Origin of the sequence: Rheinheimera sp. UJ51 (assembly GCF_020819615.1) — a bacterium.
GTDB classification, from domain to species: domain Bacteria; phylum Pseudomonadota; class Gammaproteobacteria; order Enterobacterales; family Alteromonadaceae; genus Alishewanella; species Alishewanella maricola.
In genome coordinates, this window is the sequence record NZ_JAJHOG010000013.1 from 75410 (window position 1) to 95913 (window position 20504).

Annotated in this window: 13 protein-coding genes; 7 read left to right on the plus strand and 6 right to left on the minus strand. The window is 41.1% G+C overall.

From position 1 onward, the window contains the following. The first annotated feature begins 2 nt into the window (after positions 1 to 2). The 5 genes from LMJ53_RS14355 (at position 3) to LMJ53_RS14375 (ending at position 8546) form a co-directional block, all read left to right on the plus strand. Positions 3 to 1724 (plus strand): solute:sodium symporter family transporter, encoded by a 1722-nt coding sequence (locus LMJ53_RS14355; protein WP_229587788.1) that lies wholly within the window; start codon positions 3 to 5, stop codon positions 1722 to 1724. Positions 1725 to 2021: 297 nt separating this feature from the next. After that, positions 2022 to 4406, plus strand: coding sequence for a TonB-dependent receptor (locus tag LMJ53_RS14360; protein WP_229587790.1), 2385 nt, complete (start codon positions 2022 to 2024; stop codon positions 4404 to 4406). Between the two features lie 585 nt (positions 4407 to 4991). Continuing rightward, positions 4992 to 6545, plus strand: coding sequence for a Fic family protein (locus LMJ53_RS14365; protein ID WP_229587792.1), 1554 nt, complete (start codon positions 4992 to 4994; stop codon positions 6543 to 6545). 311 nt (positions 6546 to 6856) lie between these two features. Next, entirely contained in the window at positions 6857 to 7627 is a 771-nt protein-coding gene (locus LMJ53_RS14370) for a type IV toxin-antitoxin system AbiEi family antitoxin domain-containing protein (protein ID WP_229587794.1), read from the plus strand. Positions 7628 to 7682: 55 nt separating this feature from the next. Further along, on the plus strand, positions 7683 to 8546 hold the full coding sequence (locus LMJ53_RS14375) for a nucleotidyl transferase AbiEii/AbiGii toxin family protein (protein ID WP_324295615.1): 864 nt from the start codon (positions 7683 to 7685) through the stop codon (positions 8544 to 8546). A gap of 38 nt (positions 8547 to 8584) precedes the next feature. Here the strand turns inward: LMJ53_RS14375 and LMJ53_RS17160 are convergent, their stop codons facing one another. After that, on the minus strand, positions 8585 to 8776 hold the full coding sequence (locus tag LMJ53_RS17160; protein WP_420778860.1) for a HipA N-terminal domain-containing protein: 192 nt from the start codon (positions 8774 to 8776) through the stop codon (positions 8585 to 8587). A gap of 170 nt (positions 8777 to 8946) precedes the next feature. Between LMJ53_RS17160 and LMJ53_RS14380 the strand changes: the two genes are divergently transcribed. Beyond that, positions 8947 to 9153 (plus strand): hypothetical protein, encoded by a 207-nt coding sequence (locus tag LMJ53_RS14380; RefSeq protein WP_229587796.1) that lies wholly within the window; start codon positions 8947 to 8949, stop codon positions 9151 to 9153. 167 nt (positions 9154 to 9320) lie between these two features. Continuing rightward, a complete protein-coding gene (locus tag LMJ53_RS14385; RefSeq protein ID WP_229587798.1) occupies positions 9321 to 9497 on the plus strand; it encodes a hypothetical protein in 177 nt (58 codons plus the stop codon). A 247-nt stretch (positions 9498 to 9744) separates the two neighbouring features. On the opposite strand, the gene LMJ53_RS14390 is transcribed toward LMJ53_RS14385, so the two are convergent. The 5 genes from LMJ53_RS14390 to LMJ53_RS14410 form a co-directional block, all read right to left on the minus strand. Continuing rightward, the gene (locus LMJ53_RS14390) at positions 9745 to 13335 is read right to left on the minus strand and encodes an AAA family ATPase (RefSeq protein WP_229587800.1); all 3591 of its coding nucleotides are present in this window, start codon (positions 13333 to 13335) and stop codon (positions 9745 to 9747) included. Between the two features lie 104 nt (positions 13336 to 13439). Next, a complete protein-coding gene (locus LMJ53_RS14395; protein WP_229587802.1) occupies positions 13440 to 13793 on the minus strand; it encodes a hypothetical protein in 354 nt (117 codons plus the stop codon). 115 nt (positions 13794 to 13908) lie between these two features. Continuing rightward, entirely contained in the window at positions 13909 to 15591 is a 1683-nt protein-coding gene (locus LMJ53_RS14400; protein WP_229587804.1) for a Calx-beta domain-containing protein, read from the minus strand. Positions 15592 to 15648: 57 nt separating this feature from the next. Next, entirely contained in the window at positions 15649 to 16770 is a 1122-nt protein-coding gene (locus LMJ53_RS14405) for an ADP-ribosylglycohydrolase family protein (protein WP_229587805.1), read from the minus strand. A 114-nt stretch (positions 16771 to 16884) separates the two neighbouring features. Next, positions 16885 to 20472, minus strand: coding sequence for an AAA family ATPase (locus tag LMJ53_RS14410; protein ID WP_229587807.1), 3588 nt, complete (start codon positions 20470 to 20472; stop codon positions 16885 to 16887). Positions 20473 to 20504: the final 32 nt, after the last annotated feature.

Consider the following 20504-nt stretch of genomic DNA (forward strand, 5'->3'; position numbering starts at 1 on the left):
TCATGACTACACAACAGATTACATTTACTCTGCTCAGTTGTATCTTTTTTATGGTGCTGGTGGCATGGATTTCGTACCAGAAAACTAAAGGTGTAACTGAGACAAAAGAGGGATATTTCCTGGCAGGCCGCGGCCTGACAGGAACTTTTATTGCAGGTTCGATGTTGTTGACGAACTTATCCGCCGAGCAGCTTATCGGTTTAAATGGTTCAGCCTTTGGTTATAACCTTAGTGCTATGGCATGGGAGGTTACGGCAGGTATTGCGACCATTTTAATGGCTCTGGTGTTTTTACCACGCTATTTATCCGGAGCCTTTACCACCTTACCCGAGTTTTTAAAACAGCGCTTTGATGATTCTGTTCGCCGGATGACGGTTGTACTTTTTATGATAGGTTATGGTCTGATCACCATACCATCGGTACTGTATTCCGGCTCGGTAGCTGTGCTGAAGTTGTTTGATGTGCCGCAATTATTAGGGCTGAGTTACTCCGCCTCGCTGATAGTAACGATTGTTTTAATTGGCAGTATTGGCGCGATTTACGCCATTTTTGGTGGCCTTAAAGCCGTTGCAGTTTCCGATACTATTAATGGTGTTGGTTTGTTGATCATCGGTGTCACGGTGCCTGTGCTTGGCTTCGTTATGCTAGGTGACGGCAGTTTCAGTCGCGGTGTAGCAACTGTGCTTACTACCCACACTGATAAGCTAAACGCCATCGGGGCAGCGTCTGATCCGGTACCCTTTGGTACCATATTTACTGGCATGATTATCGCAAACTTATTTTATTGGTGTACAAATCAGTATGTTATCCAGCGTTCGCTGGGTGCTAAAAATCTGGCTGAGGGTCAAAAAGGCGTGCTGTTATCTGGCTATTTTAAGCTGTTGGTGCCATTTATGATGATGATGCCTGGCGTAATTGCTTTTCACCTTTACCAGCAGAGCCACCTAGAGACAATCGACGCGGCATATCCCCGCTTAGTCAAAGATGTGCTGCCCATATATATGGCAGGCTTTTTCCTCGCAGTGTTGCTTGGCACAGTTTTCAGTTCGTTTAATTCATTACTCAACAGCGCTGCAACATTATTTTGCTTAGATGTTTATGCACCGCTGAAAAAAGATAAAGTCAGTGACAAGCAACTTATTTTTGTCGCTAAAATTGCCAGCCTTATTATTGCGCTGTTCTCCTTTTTCGTCGCGCCGTTACTCATGTTTGCTCAAGAGGGTTTGTGGCAGATTATCCGGGTGTTCACTGGTTTTTACAATATTCCTGTTATTACCATAGTGATTATTGGTTTATTCACCCGAAGGGTACCGGCTATAGCGGCCAAAACGGTGATTCTGTTTCACGTTGTTACTTATGGCCTGCTTAAATTTGTACTGGATGTTGATATTCATTTTATTCACATGTACGCCATTTTGTTTGTTGTTGAGGTTGCGATCATGTTGCTATTTGGGTACTACCAGCCAATGGAAACCGCTTACAGCTACGAGGATAAACATGCTGTCAGCATGGTGCCGTGGCGTTATGCGCACCCAGTATCTATTAACATGGTTGCGCTAATAGTGATTAGTTACCTATTTTTCTCTGATTTCGGCGTGGTTAGTGGTGATTTAACGCATTTTTATTGGCTAAGTGCCGTGGTTATGACGCTGAATCTCAGCCTGTGCTATCTGTCAATACAACGCTGGAATCGTAAACACCTCTCTTCGGTAGCATTGGGGTAGTGTGCCTTCTTCAATGCAGGCTGATTTTTTGCTGAAAAGTCATTTTGAGTGATTAAAAGTTAAAAAAAGCTGGCATTTTATTTTATATCTTATATAAGATGTATGTGTTCCAAATTTAATCTACTCAGTTCTGCGTTGGCTACGTGCTTTTTTTAAGCTACCAAAAGCTAGCGTAACAGGCAGCAAGCGTTAAGAAAGCAGTTTCCGATAACTTATGTTTATCGTTATTCTCGCGCAAAGCCAACTAAGAGTGGCAAACAAAAACAAAAATAGAGAAGTTTAACGAGGTAGAAGCAAATGAACTTAAATAAAAGTAAGTTGTATCTGGCTTTAACTGCGGTACTGACTTTGGCGCATCAATCGGCGCTGGCGGAACAGGCGGAACAGAAAGAAAGTGTTGAGCAGACGGAGATTGAGGTTATTACCGTTACATCTCAAAAACGTACTGAGCGTTTGTCCGAAATACCGGTTGCCGTATCTGTATTAAACAGCGAACAAATAAATAATACTTTTTCCGGTGGTTTGGAAGGCATGCAAATGATGGTGCCAGCAGTAAGCTTTCGGAAAGGTTCAACATCTGGGAATTCGGCGATTACGGTGCGTGGTATTGGTACCATTTCTTTTAGCGTCGCGTCTGAACCGAGTGTATCAACTGTAGTAGATGGTGTCGTACTTGGCCGCTCTGGTCAGGCATTTACAGATTTGTATGATTTAGAGCGCATTGAAGTATTACGTGGACCTCAAGGTACGTTGTTCGGAAAAAACGCGTCGGCAGGCGTAGTTAATATTACAACTAAGCGTCCTACCGGTGCAACAGAAGCCATGGTTGAAACCACCTTATTTCAGGATAATGAATATCGGTTAAAGGGTAAGGTTCAAGGTGCATTAACCGATAGGGTGAATGCCAGTCTTGTTGCAACGAAATCAGAATTTGATGGCAACATTTTTAATGTGTATAACAATGAATGGGTTAATGGTTATGACAAACAAGGCATGCGTCTGATGTTAGATGCAGAATTGTCGGATAAAACCAACTTGTTATTCATCTTCGAAAATACGGAAGCTAATGATGATTGCTGTGCCGATGTAGAAGGCTTACCGAGTGGCCGGAATCCAGCTTCAGCTGCTGCTCCTAGCAGTAATGGGATTGTAAACGGCAAAGCTGATTTAGACCTGAAACAGCGCCTTGTCGATCATGATTATGCTACGCGCACTGATGACAAACAAACAGGTTTCTCTGTGCAGCTAGAGCATGAGCTAGGTGAATATGCGTTTACGTCCATTACCGCTTATCGTACATGGGACAATACCGAATACCGTGAAGGTGATTTTACCTCTATTGGTGGTAAAACGTCTAAAACGGTAGGTGTACCTTTCCAGTTACACGATGTTGGAATTCAAAACTGGAACCAGTTTTCACAAGAATTTCGTTTAGCGTCACCAATAGGTCAGGCTTTAGAGTGGCAAGTCGGCGCTTTCTTATGGAACCAAGATTCAGAAAGCAGTTTTACGCGCGAAGCCAGTTGTCAGAATAATGCAGGTCAATTATCAACTGACATTGGTTATTATATGTCTACACAGTTAGGTGTTGTTAATCCAACTGCGCAGCAGGTTGCTGACTTTATTTCACAGCAGGGTATTACCTGTGCTTCAAACGATATTGTCAGTGCAACAGCATTTATGCGATCTGAATTTAATAACTGGGCGGTATTTGGTGATGGTCGTTATCATCTTACGGAAGATTTAAGATTGTTGTTTGGCGTACGTTACACAGATGACGACGTGAGTTTTGCACATAACCGTTATAGTAATGACTTTTACGGGCGCCGTGGTATTGGTGTAAGAGCTGCTATCGATAACAGTGACTTTGATAATAAAGCCAGTACTAGTAATGTCTCGGTAAAGCTTGGTGCGCAATATGACCTAGGTGACATGGGTATGGTATATGGTACTTATACTCAGGGTTATAAAGGCCCAGGTTTTAACGTGTTTTATAATATGGGCGCCAACGATCGCTTACCAATTAACGAAGAAACCTCAGATGCCTATGAAATTGGCTATAAATATGCTGTAGGTAGTTGGATGGTAAATGCAGCGCTATTCCATTCTGTAATCGATGGCTTTCAAGCGAACAACTTCGATAACTCAACCGGTGTTACCATTACGCGTTTAACAAATGCGGGTAAAGTGAGTACAGAAGGGTTTGAATTAGATGTAGCGTGGCAGGCAACGAGAGACTTCAGGCTTTCAGCTGGACTGTCAAAAACGGCTGCCGAGATTGATAAATTTTTCTGTCCGGATGGGCAAGCATGTACCGATCGTTCAGGCTTAGATGTGCCGTTTTCGCCTGATTTGAAATACAGTTTCAGCGCAGACTACATAACAGAGTGGAATGACATCGACGTGCTCATGAATGCCAGTTATGTTTATACCGACGAGCAGTATTCAGACTTACCGAATAATAGTGGTCAGTTTAATCCTGCGTCTTTGTTGCCTGATTACGCTTTGTTAAATGTCAGTATTGCTTTTTCATTCAATGATGATGCCTACCGTATAACACTAATAGGTAAAAACTTATTGGATGAAAATTTCTTTACCACCTATAGTGGTGACAATTTCCGCTATCAGGTGCCACGAGATGCGGATCGTGTGCTGGGTGTTCAGTTTAGAGCTAATTTTTAACTAATTCCTTCCCTGGATTTATTGTTAAACACCGCTTCGGCGGTGTTTTTTTGGTGCGCAGGGGACTGAGCGTTGCGCGGAAGCGCAACCAAGTTTACTGTGGTGGTTAAACTGGTGACTTGGACCGCAATTCGCTCAAAGCAGCACATAGCTGAAGTTAGTTAATTGTTGGTACTTTCGTGTGAAAGTTCCGGTGCACAAAGATTGCATCTAGTGGTAAGTTTTTGGTGAAATCAGTGATAACTCAGTGTGATTTTTTACAATATAAGCCGGTGCTGGTAGATAAATATGGTGTACATCCGGCACAGACAGGTCGCAAGCTCTGGCCAACGACATGACAAACCATTCATTTCGAGTAGTAAAGTAATAGACAGTAGTGTCAGTATGTTCAGGTTGTAAAATATGCTTTGATAGTCTGCTGTTCCTCCATCATGTCATGCATTACTGTCTGTAGAAAGCGTATAAGTTAAACTGTGTTTTTTAAGTAAAACGAGTGGATTGTAAGTAGAATGGTTAGTTTGTAAGTGCTACTCTAAATATATAAGTATTTTATCTTTAATGATAACTAGCAAGGCATTCTTACAGATGACTCCAATAGGGTACACCTACCTAAACCAGTTTTACAAATTACTGCTTCCGAAGCTGAATGTCGAGGTCTTTGCTGATAAATCAGTGTCAGCAGACAGCATAGTAGATTTTGGTTCATCTAAAAGAAGAGTGATACCTGCCACAAGAAAAATTACCGACTCACCCTATGAGCACATGTGCGCTGCAATTAAATACCAAGGTATTCGTCTTCATTTTTTTGCTGCAATATTCAAAGTCATTGATGTAAATGAATTTGCAGATTTCATTCGAGCATCACCACAATCAAAATATAACAGAGTGTTGTGGTTTTTGTTCGAATGGCTAACTGATGCAGAACTCCCCATACCCGCATTGACCAGTGGGAACTACATCACGCTGTTTGATGATGCGTTTTACTATACTTTAAAAGGCGGCATTCGGCACAAAAGAATGCGTGTCATAAACAATGCTATTGGGAACAGAGACTACTGCCCAACAGTAAGAAAAACAAAGCAAATTCAGAAAATTGCCGGTATAGATGTTTATGAAACTGCCTATACAAAAATGCAATCGTTGGGGGATGTATTATCAACCGATATTTTGGGACGTTCTATAAATTATCTCTACTCGAAAGAAACCAAATCATCGACTGAAATTGAGAATGAGCGCCCTGATAAACAGAGAATGCAGCGGTTTTTGAATGCGGTCAAAAATGTTGGTCTGTTTGAGTTAAACAAAGGCAAACTGATCGATATCCAAAATCAGATTGTCGAAGAGCGGGTTAGAGCTAACGATTACAGAACGGATGAAATCTATGTTGGCAGCACGATCCAACGGTATAATATCGTTGATGAGGATGTGCATTACATAGGCCCACTGGCTAAACATGTACCTGGAATGATGGCTGGGTTGTTAGCTACGCATGAGAATCTGATGTTAGACAGATCTATGCCTGCCCTGATCCATGCATGCATCATCTCGTTTGGTGAAGTTTATATCCATCCTTTTATTGATGGTAATGGCAGATTGCATCGATATCTGATCCATGACGTGATGAAACAGCGTGAAGCGAAACATAAGTTTATTATTCCTGTTTCTGCGTCAATTTTAAGAAATCCGGAAAAGTATGATCAGGTTCTGGAGAGTATTTCCAGACCAATTTTATCGATGCTTGATTATTCCTTTTCGGATGACTCAAAGATCGTAATTAACAATGACATCGAATACATGTATCGCTACCCAGACTTTACCGAGCATGTGAAATTTGTCTACGACATGATGGAAACCGCAGTTTCTTCAGAGCTCATCGAAGAAGTCTGCCTGATTATCTGTTTTGATACCCTGAAAGATCATATCAATAGCACCTTCGATATATCGAACAAAAATATCGATGTGCTGATTTCGTTGCTATTAAGCAATGGTGGAACGTTATCTAAAAGCAAACAGAGCTATGTGCAGCAGTTTATTGAGCTTAAACACTTACCTGGAATTGAGACTGTCGCGAAAGGTATCATTGAGAAAATTATGTCTCAATTCTCTGTAAATATCCCCGAGCTGATGAATCGAAAGTAAGTCTGTAAAACGAAGAACAAACTGGCCGGATCATCCCGAAATACGCAATATATTAAGTAAATAAATTTTTGAGGTTGGTATTTCATCAAATGCTGATTAGGTGAAAATCCGGATATTTTTACATGCTAGTTTTAGACTCCAAATCTTATACCTTCACTATCTTTTAAAGTTTATAAAATTTCATAAATACATTGATAATTGACGGTTAATTTCAATTTTGTAAACTTGCACCAACTATTTTGGTTTGCTAATGCTTTAATATACGGTGATAGTTGCCGTATATCATCTTATTTATAAACTCTGGGTGGCTAATGCTAAATATAGAGGCGAGAAGGCAACTGAAAGCATTATTGCCGGTAGGAATGCTAGCCACAAAACCCTGGCTGGAAGCGCAGGGCTTTAACCTACATTTTCTGGATAATGCGGTTCGCAGTAGTACTTTAACACCGCTGACTCCAGGTGTTTATTTGCGGGAAGGGATCGTCAGTTGGCAGGGCGTTGTGGCATCCTTGCAGCGAATGACAGACACCCCCGTCCATGTCGGTGCTTTGTCAGCGCTTGAACTGGAAGGCGTAGCGCATTATTTGGCTGGTTCAACGTCGCCTCGTATATCGTTATGTAGTGAAAAAGCACTACCAAGGTGGCTGAATAGAATTGCAGTATCAGCTGCATTTGAATGGCAGGGTACTCGCAGGCTTTGGGCTGAAAATGTCATGTCGGATAGCTATTTTATAAGAGAGCATAGCTGGCAAGCATCTTTACCGGCTCTTTATTATTCTTGTCCTGAAAAAGCCATTTTGGAGTTATTACTACAGGTACCTGATGTAATAAGTTTTGAACATGTCGATCAACTGATGCAGGGGATGCACAATTTGTCGCCGCGTAAATTGGATAAGCTGTTAAGGGTTTGTATAAACGTTAAAGTAAAACGACTGTTCTTTTGGCTTGCTCACCGGCACCAGCATGCTTGGCTGAAACATCTTAGTAGTGATAATTATGCACTAGGTACAGGCAAACGCATGATTGCAAAAGGCGGTAGGTACGAGTCAACTTGGCAGATAACTGTGCCTAAGGAGATGTAAAACTATGGATAGGCAAAGCATTTATTACCGACAAGTCCAGCTTTTGTTGTAAATCATCCCTTATGTCGCCAAGTATGACTGTTTTGCGTTAAAAGGCGGTACCGCTCTAAATTTATTTATCCGTGATTTTCCACGGTTATCGGTTGATATTGATTTGGTGTTCTTACCCATGATGGAAAGAGATGACGCCTTAACCTCGATTAAAACCAATTTGAATACCTTGGCATCGAGCATTGAGACCACACTCCCAGTGCGAGTTGTACGTGCTTTTCAGGAAAAAGCAGATGCATTGCGTTTGTTGGTTGAGCGCAATGGTATCCAGATTAAAATTGAGTTGTCACCTGTACTGCGTGGTACGGTCTATGAGCCGAAGATCCATTCTGTTAGCGAAGCTGTCGAAGCTGAATTTGGTTACGCAGAGATGGCGGTTGTCAGTTTTGCTGACTTATACGCGGGAAAAATTTGCGCGGCGCTGGATCGCCAACATCCCCGAGATCTATTTGATGTGAAACAGTTGCTGGATAACGAGGGTATAGATGAGCCGCTTCGCAAAGCCCTGCTGGTATACATGATTAGCCATCCTCGTCCGATTGCTGAAATACTTCGTCCTAATTTTAAGGACATTTCCGGGCTTTACGACGGTGAGTTTAAAACAATGTCTGAACAAGAGGTTTCGCGAGCCGAATTGGAAAGTGCCCGTGTTCAGTTGGTTGATAACAACCATTCCTTGTTGACGCTGCAGGAGAGACAGTTTTTGCTGTCGTCCAAAAGACTGCAACCTGACTGGAGCCTGCTGGGTATTGAAGGAATTGATCAATTGCCAGCCGTTCGGTGGAAAATGCATAACTTATCGAAAATGTCCGCCATTAAACATGCGGAAGCCTGTAATAGATTGAGTAGCAACTTGGGTCTTGCTTAAATGCAGTCATGCTCGCAAATTTCGCTAGAGTCGGACAGTCAGTGGTCAAAAAAGTTATAGACTTGCGGCCCAATATAACTTTCTGGTCGAAGCGTTAAGGGAAGCGATAAGCTTCGACGTCCTGGCGATCTCAGCCAATCAGTATCGTAAGTGAAACTATTCTCACCCCGTCTATCGCGCAGGTATTCACCAACCCTGATCCCATTCATATGAATATCAAGCGTGTCCATTTACCAGCCTTCCTGCCATGTACTTTGGTCTGGGTCTGCGGATTTATCGCCACGGGGGGAGATATCCAGCTGTAGCTGCAACGATGCAAGGATTTTGAAAAATGTGGCTAACTTGCAGGATTCAGGCTTGTTCTCAAAATCAGAGATTGTCGCCACCCGCAACCCAGACCATGCGGCGTACATCACTGGGTAAGTTAGTAGACCATGATGAACTGACGCTGGAAATTTGTGCCGCTGCGCTTCGCTGGTTAGATGCAGAAGACCCATCAGGAGCTATCTTACTGCGCCATATCTGGAGATGCAGTAGCCCAAGTGCACGTTATGGTTATAAAGCGGAAACTTATTTGGCACCGACACTGCAGCTTACCGACCAGTGAGCTCTCAGTTGGCGAAACAGGCTTAAATGCTCCGCAGGTACATTGCTTAAAGCCCTCTTTATTCATGCCGCAAATGCCAATTCTGATTTGTGGCGTGAATGCTAAAGCATGGCAACATGCTTAAAACTCAATTCGTCAGTTAAATTCAAAACACATTTGGAGGCTTTATGACCATGACAACCATCTCAATAATTATTGTATTCTTTGCTTTTTGCATGGCAATCGGCATGACGCTACTTGCAACCTATTATGCTGCGCTATACAAGGAAGAGCAGCGGAAAAACCGGGCGTTGGAGTTAATGCAATGCAAAACCAAGAAGGAAAAGAAAATTGCTAAAGAGTGATGATGTTGAGATTTTTTAACTTTATAGTTATGAGTGTAAATGGATTTGCTGGTCTGTCAGCCATACGAAGCATTAGAATAAGCTTGTAGCCTTGTAAGCTCATGTACAGACCCTTGGGTCGTAAGATTCGCTCTGATGCTCAATTTATCAGTATTGGCGTTGGATCAATCAAAGTTAAATCTACGCCTGAAAATTGGGACTCTGAAGAAGTGTAGTGCTTAATTGAACCATGCTTAATTGAGACACTTCATGTTGAGCTTTGACAATATTGACTCAATATGAGGTCTAACGTTTGTTGGCTCAGCGTTTCATTTTCAAATAGCGCTTCAGCAACATACTTAACTAAGGACCAGTTTTTTTGCAGATAGGCCTCACTGTAGTCATAAGCAGCATTAAGCCATTCCACTATTTCATCATCGACCTGTTTTTGTAACATTGGCAGTTGACTATAATCTGCTAAAGCTAACTTTTCAGAAAAACCACACTCAGTAATCGCAAACTTTGCAAGTTGCGTAGCTTGCTTGATGTCATGGTTTGCACCCGAAGAAATAGCATCATGATGCTTAACAAACAGCTTTTCTGCTGCTCGTCCTGCTAATAATATTTGTAACCGCGCTCTAATATTAGTTGGGCTGTCGGTTAAATCTTCATCTTCAAAGTCAAACAAAGCAACGCCACCGCTAGATTGATGTGCTTGTATCGATAAACAGGTACAGGCTACCTTCGGAAAATGAAGCTTATGCAATAAATAATGACCGGTTTCATGATAAGCAATTTGTAACCGTGTTTTAGTACTACTCAAATTCATTTCTGGTTTATGCTTTTTAGTCGCCTTATTTATCTCGTCATTAAGCAAAGAAGCATCAAATGGGCGTTGCTCAATTAATCGATTTAGCTGAAGATCTCGAAATAACGTATCGATAAAACCAAAGGATACACCGCTGATCTTATTAGAGAAATATGTTAACTCTTCGTCTGATAGTACGAAGTTATAGCTAATTGCACACTGCTGAATGTATTGTTTGAGAATAGCCTGATCTGGATGTGAAAAATTGACAACCTTGTCAAAGCGACCGTAACGCACTATAGCAGGATCAAGTGCTTGTGGCGTGTTAGTTGCTGCAAGTACAAAGACCGGATACTGACTATCATTAAACCCATCTAGGCGAGTCAGAAGTGTATTTACTGCTAATCTACTTAACATTTGACTTGCTTCACGATTAATCGCAATTGCGTCTATTTCATCCAGAAATACGATACAAGGCGCATATCGCTCTGCTACATCAAATAAGTGATTAATATTTTTAATAGGGCAACCGTCCATTAAATCTGCGGCATTAACCGGGATAAAAGGGACCTGGCATTCACCGGCCACTGCTTTGGCAAAGTAGCTTTTGCCTGTACCAGGTGCTCCTGCTAATAGATAGCCATTAGGCATGTTCAGCACAAAATCATTTTTATCTTGTAATCGTTTTAGGATTAATGACATCGATTTTTTCAGTTCATGCAACCCCATCACGTCTTTGAAGGCGATAGTGGGTATGCAGGGTGCTTTCATAAATATAGGTTCAAAGTCATCTACGGCAAAGCGTTGTTCATATATTGGCCTCGTTAATGTCACTTTAAAACCCTGTTTAAGACTGCTTAGATGATATTCAAATTTTACGCTTTTCTTACGTTGACGTGTCTCATCTAAACTGGTTAACAGACGAGTTCTTTTTGCCGCATGCTGCACAGCAATATGCAAAGACTCAACCGTAAAATTATGCAATTTAAAGTGTCTTTCAAGTTGCGGATAATTGGCAGGGCGGGCAGTTAAGCCAAAGCTGAAAAGGTGATATTGTGTCGAAACGGGAATAGCTTGGCTAACCGTTAAGAGAGACCGATCAATCAGAACTGCCTGTGATTTAATATTGATAGTATTCAGATCTTCTAATCTGTTTAGAACAGAACATTGGGTATATTGGTGTGAAAAGAAAGCCTGCAGGTCGAGGTTTTTTGTGACAACGGTAAAAAAGAAGTTTGATAAGTCTTCAGGGCATTCAACAACGATCCTCGGAGTAGTATTTGTTCTATTTATAGATGAGCATACTAGGCTGAGCACTTTATTTTGCAGTTTTGCTGCTTGTGTTTGAATTGTTCTTGGTTCCACATCACAACCGAGACTCTCTAGAATAATGTCTGCAAAATTAGCTGGCCATTGCACAGATTTATCGACGCGAGCTTTATTGGCAGCAGCTTCGGCAAGTGTCAGTAAACTCTTTGCGGATAAATTCTCAAATAAAACGATACTGCCTCGTGATAATCGACTGATGAATTCTGGCGAAAGTCCACACTGACCTGATTTTTCTGTTAATAATGACTTCAAGTCAAGCTGTTGTTTATTAATGGTATTTTTTGTTGTTGCGCGCAAGCCTAAGTTGGTAGTAAAAATAATAAAGCATTGGCTAAAATCCACTGTCTTATTTGTTGTCTGATCAACCAACTTTCCTTTTTCCAGTACCGTGAGTAGCGCTTGCTGAACGGATGGATGCGCTTTTTCTATCTCATCAAAAATAATCACAGTTCTTGGTGCAACGCTGACTGCTGAGGTGAGGTCACCTAAAGCGGCATTGTTGTATTGCGAGCCTGCGCCAAACAGTTTTGCTCCTGATTTCTCATCGCTGTACATTTCCATATTCAGCAGTAATGTATCGAAATTAGCAGCAAAAACCTCATTTAAACCACTGGCTAAGGTTTCAGCTAATACCGTTTTTCCTGAGCCTGATGCTCCCATAAATGTAGCAATACCAAGCAGCCCATTTTTTTGTGTTTGAAAGGCGGTTGTCACCATTTCAGTCACACTTTCAATCGCTAACGACTGGCCGATAAGGTTCTTGCTTAAATACTGTTTAAATTGTTGAGCTTTTTGATAGGTATCAAAGAGTGAGGGGATACCTTTATTTAAGTTACTGACTTCGCTGATCATGTCAGGCTCGGGTGCTTCGCTTGCGCTAAAATCAATATCTAAATTTAACTTACCCTGAAAGATGAGCCCTACATTTTGATAATCAAAAATGACAGCGGCTTTATTGGTTGGATGTTGTCTAAACAGAAAAGCGATGAGTTGTTTTGTAGGGGTTGAAAAAGTGATCTTTGATTTTAACTCTAAGGCATAATCAAACCAATTAAGATCCCCTGTTGATGGATTCAATGCGAAAGTACGGCGCTCATATTTATCTTGTAAGACTTTCCTACACGTTAAAACCTCTTCGGGGAAACGCAACGCTTGGCTAACCTTACCTATAGTGCCCGCAACTTTCTTTAACACAGACGATGTGCCTAAAAGGGCAGCTAACAACATTGTCTGATTACATTTTAGTTTAATGTCATGAGAAGTATAAAGCCTCCGGATGTTAACTGATTTACACGCTTGGCTTACCACGATATAAGCCAGTTGCTCTACAAATAATGCGATATCAGCGTCGTTATTTTCATCAGAAAGCAACAACTTGCTGCTATCATCAAAAAAAACATTTGGGTGTTTTACTAAACAGTTATCAAGGTTTATAACCTCATGTCTGTCCTTATGAATCGGGGCGTTAGACTCTGAATCAATGGAGTTGTTTTGTGTCTCTAAAGCGTTGGGTTTTCCTAGACGCCCCAAGTTATTTTGACGTTGATGGGTAAGGCTATCAATAACATCAGCTGGTAAATCCTTGTCATATAAAGGATCTTGGTGCAACCCTGAATTACGTGCATTCGCTATTAAGTCGGTTTCGACATTCGTAACAAGGGCTGCTGATGACTTTTCATTAGCAAAGAATACCATTGGTAAATTTTTTGCGATTTTACTCATACAACTCCCAAGAATGCGTTATTAGCGATGTGTCTGGGAGTGATTATATTTCTGGGCAATGCAACTGGCGCATAGACGAAAAATAATAAACGAATTATGTAAGATTAAGCCGTGGCGTAGCTGTTAACTTCCGCAAAGCAATTAAAGGCATCCCACTGCTCAATGAAGTCCTCGAATGAGAGGTTTTTATTATTACTATGAAAGACTTGTAGGCCTTTTAATATGCATTCCACCTCATATTCGTGCAGACCACTTCTATTACATATAGTTTTTACTGCACGGTTAAAGATTCTTGATTGATTAAATTTATCAGGGTCGAAATTTTTTACGGAAATCGAAGTGTTGCATTCAATAATGTTATGCACACTAAAAGACTCATCAACTAGCACCCCCATACACTCCTGCTCAAAAAGATCAAACTGATGCGTGATATTGTTGTTAGTTTTTTGAAAAGTCATATGGCACCTCGAATTAATAAAAGTTTATTAGGATTTTCTAAGAAAACCCCGTGAACAACGCCTAGCAAAGTCGCGGGGTTATTCAGTAAATCTATGAAGCTCAGCCGCTAAAATATTACAGGGTGTTGCACTGCTTTATTATTTTCCGCGTTCTTTGGCGGATTGCAGCAACAAGCAGTAGCAATAACGCTGTTAAGTTAAAACTACCGCCACTACTTTCATTACTTGATGCAGGCTTCGGTGGCGCTGGTGGCGCGCTTGAAGCTAAAACAGTGACTGCAACGGTATTCATTGAACCGACAATAAGGTTGTTTCCCGTGAAGCGCACTGTAAATGTTTCGGCGGGTTCTTCGCTGATATCGCTGTTGATTGACAAGTTTAGTGACTTTGTCGTCTCACCGTTTAAGAATGTAATTTCTTGGTCAATGGCAACAAAGTCATTGGCATCTGCTGTACCGTATTCAGTAAACACTCTGACCGTATAATCGCCATCAGTACCATTTGTTCTCGTTAAGGTTAACGTACTGTTTTGCCCTTCTGACAACGTTAAGCTAGCAACATCAAAGTTAATTGTGCCGGGATAGCCAATATCATCAGATAGCATTGTTATGGTTTGCGATGATGATGCCGTATCTAGTGCCAATCCATTTGGGTAGACTAACTCAATGATAAACTGCTCGGGCATTTCAAAGTCTTCATCATCTTTAGTGCTAAAAGTCAGTTTTTTTACGGAACTGGTTTCATCGAAGTAGACTGTTTTTAGCGTTGAAACAAAATCGCTATTGTCTGCAGAGCCTTGTCTCGTAATGACTTGGACCGTATCGCCAAGTTCAGCGCCTGTAAAAATGACCTCGACCTCGATGTCTTGACCTTCATTAACAGTTGGATTGAGCACAGATAATGAGGCTGTTCCTGTTATTGCTCTTGATGGCTTATTATTCGCAAACGGTAATAATCGTTGCGGTATCTTATTTTGTAACGCTTCTAAGTAGGCACGTGCCGCATCGGAAGTATTTTCTACACCACACGCTTCACTTTGTGCGTTTTTAACTAATGGTGAAGAGATAAATGCTTCGGAACGATTACCACTACTGCTTCGCATAATACTGTCAAAAGTTCCGCAGCTTGCACCAACGGCATAGCTTGCGGCCAAGAATATACGGTTTGACGAAGAGTAACCTTCGTAATGCTCTACATCATGTATAAATCCATCGTTGTGGCCTAATTCATGTGCCAAGGTTGGGTCTGCATTAAAACCACGATAGGGTGAAACCCAAGAATATTTCCCACTTACTTCGGCAAGGCCAATACTCGACGTTTTTTCAGGATAATATCTGTTTAATGCGACAACATAAGACGCATCAAAAAAGAAATTAAAGCGATATCTTGAATCAGCATACAGGCGACGCAAGCTTGATAAACGTTCAGAGCCATCTATATTATCATCATATCCAAATGGCTCCGGTATATTGACAATACCTATGATTTTTCGGCGTAAAGGAATATCTTGTCTGCTAAACGCTTTATTATTAATTTCAATCGCGCCTTCCACATATTTTGTCAGTGCTTCAACATTATTTTCAAAGTAATCAAGCATGTCATTGGAATAGAAAAATACGACGTCGTGAAAGATCTCATCAGATTCTAGATGAGTTTTTTCAGGGTAGGTAAAACCGTTGTTTCCCTGGATCTTGATGTTGTGTTGTTCGCTTGGCGGTAAGTCTGATGGGAAAGACTCGGCTAGAACTGCGCAAGATGTCGCTGTAAGCAATGTTGCAAATGCAAGATTTTTAATCATGAAGGAGCCCTTTGTGTAGTGATATTTTAGAAAACGAAAATAATGTTTATTACGTGGTTACTGGATAAATTTAGGAACTAAGTGGTTTATGATTTTATTTAGCTCAGGTTTACCGCTTATGTTTTCAATATAAGGCATCAGTTCATGAGCGGTGCCGTGTATCGCGCCATAGATACCTCCGGCTAGTGCACATACTGTATCTGAATCACCGTTGTGCCAAGCTGACAGGCGTAACATTTCATGACCTGTTTTAGCTTTTAGATTTGCGTATATCGCTAATCCCAAAGCTTGAGGGCTAACCCATCCTTCGCCTATAGCCGCTATGGCATCATTAGTTGGCGTGTTACTTTTAGCTAAGGCAACGACATTCAAAAGCAATATTGTGACGTCAGTGATATGTGCTTTGTCGATATATAAGTTATGAATGTTTTTATTTGTGAGTAGAAAATGAAGTGACACTTTTAAACTTGAGTCGAGATCGAGCCCTTTAAATAATAAAAACATCAGTAAGTTGAATATGCCTGCGCTGACAAGCGCATGGCCATGGCCATGCGTTATACCCGCTATTTCTGATCCAAGTTTGAATACGGTTAGATAATCATCATCTGATAGAGTATTTAGACAAAAAGCAGCATGAGGTATCAGCCTTAGTAATGCTCCCGCACCGGCACTAAAATTACATGCTGGTTGTGAAAGTCGTTGCATGTCTTTTAACGCGTCAATGCATGTTGCGCCGGGAGAACGTGTTTGATAAACAAACGGATATTCCAGTAATCCACCATTTAATCTAATAGGGTCTTGGCAAATACTCGACATATCTTGTGTAAAAAGCCATCGTTGAAAAGCATGAGAAACCGCTTCAATCAAAACATCACTTTTAATGGGGCTTGTTTGATTTTGGGTAGCATAATCAGCTAATCCTTCGGCGGAAAAGATAAGTAGTTGAGTATCGTCCGTGAAGTTACGATGTTCTGTACAAAAAGGGCTATCAATTATCGGTAATACACAATTATGCGTTGGGGATACGGTTTTAAACTCATAAGGCGAACCAAATGCATCACCAATAGCCGCACTAAACATGCTAGCTTTGGTTTTTGCTCGAAGTTGGGCTTTATCCATAATTTCTTGACCACCTAATTTTTGACAAAAAAAACCTATCATGAGCTTGGGGTAACTCATGATTCTTAAATAATAATGTCTAGGTATGTATCTGACGAATATCGTTACAAATTAAAAATAATTTTTTTGAAAAATTTAATTTTTTAATTGAATCAAAATTTTGTGTGATAAATGTTAGTGGCTATACTGCTTTGCAGTACTTTGATAATTTAAGGTTATGTCATCAAGCTGAGCTTGATCGAGGGATCCCTTTTCAAACAATATTTCTGCTATCTGTTTTACAAGGTGCCAGTTGTTACGAAGATAAGTTTCACTGTTATGATAAGCCTCGTTTAACCACTCTACTACCTCGTTTTCTACCTTAGTCTGTAGCATAGGTAATTGCTTAAAATCAGCTAAACCTAAGCTGTCTGAGAAACCCAGATCCGATATAGCACGTTTCGCGAGTTGTGTGGCCTGCTGAATATCATGACTGGCGCCAGATGAAATATCATCGTCATGTTCACTGAGCAGTTTCTCCGCTGCGCGTCCAGCCAAAAGCATTTGCAACTTGGCTTTGCAAGACGCTTTTGTGTTACCTAAGCCTTGTCCATCTAAATCAAACACCGTCACACCACCTGCACCTTCATGCTCTTGTATAGATAAGTTGATGCATTTCGCTTTTGGATACCAATGTTTGTATAAGAGGTAATGGCCTGTTTCATGATAAGCAATGGCCAAGCGGTCTTTATCATTATAGGAGCTAACGGCTTTTTTATTTCCAATCGTGGCCGTTAACAATTGCTCATCTAGCATACTCACACTAAACTGGCATTGCTTAGTGAGTAATGTTAACTGTACATCACGAAACAGCGTCTCAATAAAACCATAAGTAGCACCGCCAATACGTTTGGCAAAGGCGTCTAAAGCGTCGGCTGTCAGCGTAAATTGGTAATTGTCGCAGCATTGCTTTATGAATCGCTTACGAGCAACTAAATCCGGTAGCGGTATAGTCACGATTTTATCGAAACGGCCATGACGCATCACAGCGGGGTCAAGCTTATGTGCAAAGTTGGTTGCGGCCAACACAAAAACCGGATTATCACTGTTGTTAAAGCCATCTAACTGGGTTAGCAGCGTATTAACCGCTAAACGGCCATGTATAGAGTTTTGTTCACGGCTCAACGCGATGGCGTCAATTTCGTCAAGAAAGACAATACATGGCGCATAACGTGCAGCCACCTCAAATAAGTGATTAATGTTGATAACCACATCTCCATTCATCAAATCTGCTGCGTTTACCGGAATAAAGGGTACTTGACACTCGCCTGCAATGGCTTTTGCAAAATAACTTTTACCTGTCCCAGGTAAACCTGCAAAAAGATAGCCTTTTGGCATATCCAGTACAAAGTCATTTGCACCACGTAGCCGTTGTAAAATGAATGTCATACTCTGTTTTAGCTCATCTTGACCAATAATATCTTGAAAGCTAATTTTGGGAATGCAAGGTTCCTGCATGTAGGGTGCTTCAAAATCGTTAGGATCAAAACGTTGCTCATAAACAGGGTGTTGCAGGGTGACTTTGAAACCATCATCAATGCGCGTGAGTTGATAATCAAACTCAACCATCATTTTACGCTTACGTAGTTGCTCAGCGCTGGTTAATAGGCGACAACGTTTAGCAACCTGCTTAATAAATGCCGTTAGTGATGGAACGGTAAAATCAACAAGCTTAAAGTGCCGTTCTATTTGTGTTGGTTTTATTGCTTCGTCAACACTCTGATGTTGATAGCCAAAACTGTAAAAGTGTAAGTTACCTTTATGTTCAGCAGCCAGTTCGGTCGAACATTGCAGTTGATCGATGAGTACCGCTTGGATATTTTGCTCGCTAGATAATTGCTGAACTTGCGATACATCCGTTAATACTTTGCAATTTGGAAAGTACTTTTTAAGCAGCCGCGTTAACAGGCGATCCTGAGTCACCACAGCATAGTGAAAGTTCGCAATATCTTCTGCTATTTCAACTTCGATACGTGGGTCGTTTGCGGTTTCTTCGATTGTTGATAACACAAACTCTACAATCTTGCCCTGTAGTTTCGAGGCTTGAGCTAGGATGGTTCTTGGTGAAAGGTCCCCACCCAAGGTTTCAATGAGCATCTCAGGTAAGTCTTCAGACCAGCAAAGCGTCTTATCTTCGCGCGCAATATTTGCTGCGTGCTCTGCCATATTGAGTAAGTCTTTAATCTCTAGCTCTCTGAATAGCGCTACACTACCACGTGATAAGCGGCTGATCAGTTCAGGCGACAAACCGACTTTCCCCGGTTTTTCAGCAAGTAATGCACTTAAATCGAGCGGTTTATTTTTTGACAGATTTTCTTTAGCGGCTTTTTGCCCGAGATTTGTCGTGAACACGAAAATACATTGGCTAAAATCAACGACTTCGTTGGTGGTTTGATCGGGTATTTCACCTTTTTCCAATAGGGTGAGTAATGACTGGATAACCGTACGATGCGCTTTTTCAATTTCATCAATGATAATAACGGTGCGGGGGGCGATCAGCACTTGGGTGGTAAGTTCGCCCAATGCTGAATCAACATATTGAGACCCCGTACCAAAGAGTTTCATTGATGAACGATCATCACTGTACATTTCCATATTAAGGATTAGCTTTTTATAGCCCGCGCCATACACTTCATTTACACCATAAACAAGTGTTTCTGCTAATGCCGTTTTTCCTGTACCGGATGCTCCCATAAAAGTCACAATGCCTCTTGGGCCTGTTTTCTTAGAGTTAAAGGCGCCGCCCACCATTTCCGTAACCGCTGAAATAGCTTGCATTTGTCCTTTAATCTTCTGCTCACAGAGCTTTTTGAGTTGCTGAATTTTGCGCTGTTTTTTAAACAACGATGGTTTTTCTTGGTTTAAACGCCCTAACTCTGAGAGGACATCAGATTCAAAATCTAGCTTGTTTTGTAGCAGCAAAGCCAGGTTTGTGACATCGAATTCAAGGCTAGTCATGGTTTCGTCAGTGGCCTTAAATATAAAGGGGAACAATTTAAAAGCGCTTTTTGTCGGTTTGAGTTTTTCTTTTTGCCCAGCAGCCATCTTAAACCAGTTGGTATTGAAGCCATCGCTATTCGTTCTGAAAGTCCTTGGTGGAACTTTATCTTGAAGTACATCACGGCAGTGATAAACAGCCTGTGTAAATTTAATTTCTTGTGAGGCTATGCCAACTTCTGCGGCAATTTTTTGCTGAATGGCTGGAAAGCCAAATATCGCCGCTAACAACATTGTTATATCAAATTCATATTCTTTTTCAGAGGGTGTTGAAACCTCTAATGGCTTTATATCGCCAGCATTAATACTCTGACTGAGCGCAATATAAGCAAGTTGTTCTTTGAACCGCACCATATCTGGGTGGGTTGCCAACTTAAACATTTGGCTGATCATATGAGGAAACTGATTACGCTGTTTTTGCTGAATCACAGAATTCGAATCAGCCGATGTAGTTCGTTTTTTGTAAAATCGAAAATCTTCTTCATGCCATGCGTCGTGAGTGCACGCTGTTGTTGTATTTTCAGCGTCGACGTCTTGTTTTTTGTCAGTGATATCAGGCCCCTCTACTTCTGAAAGGTCTAATTCTGCAAAGAAATCTTCTGATGATTCATATGGTACTTCTTCCTCTTGTAGATCCTCTTCTTCGTGTAATGTTTCGTCATCACGTAACTCAACTCCAGTACAAAGAGCTTTGTCTTGTTCAAAAAATTTATCGTGATTTTTCATATAAACCTCTATGAGTATGATTTCTTGAAGTA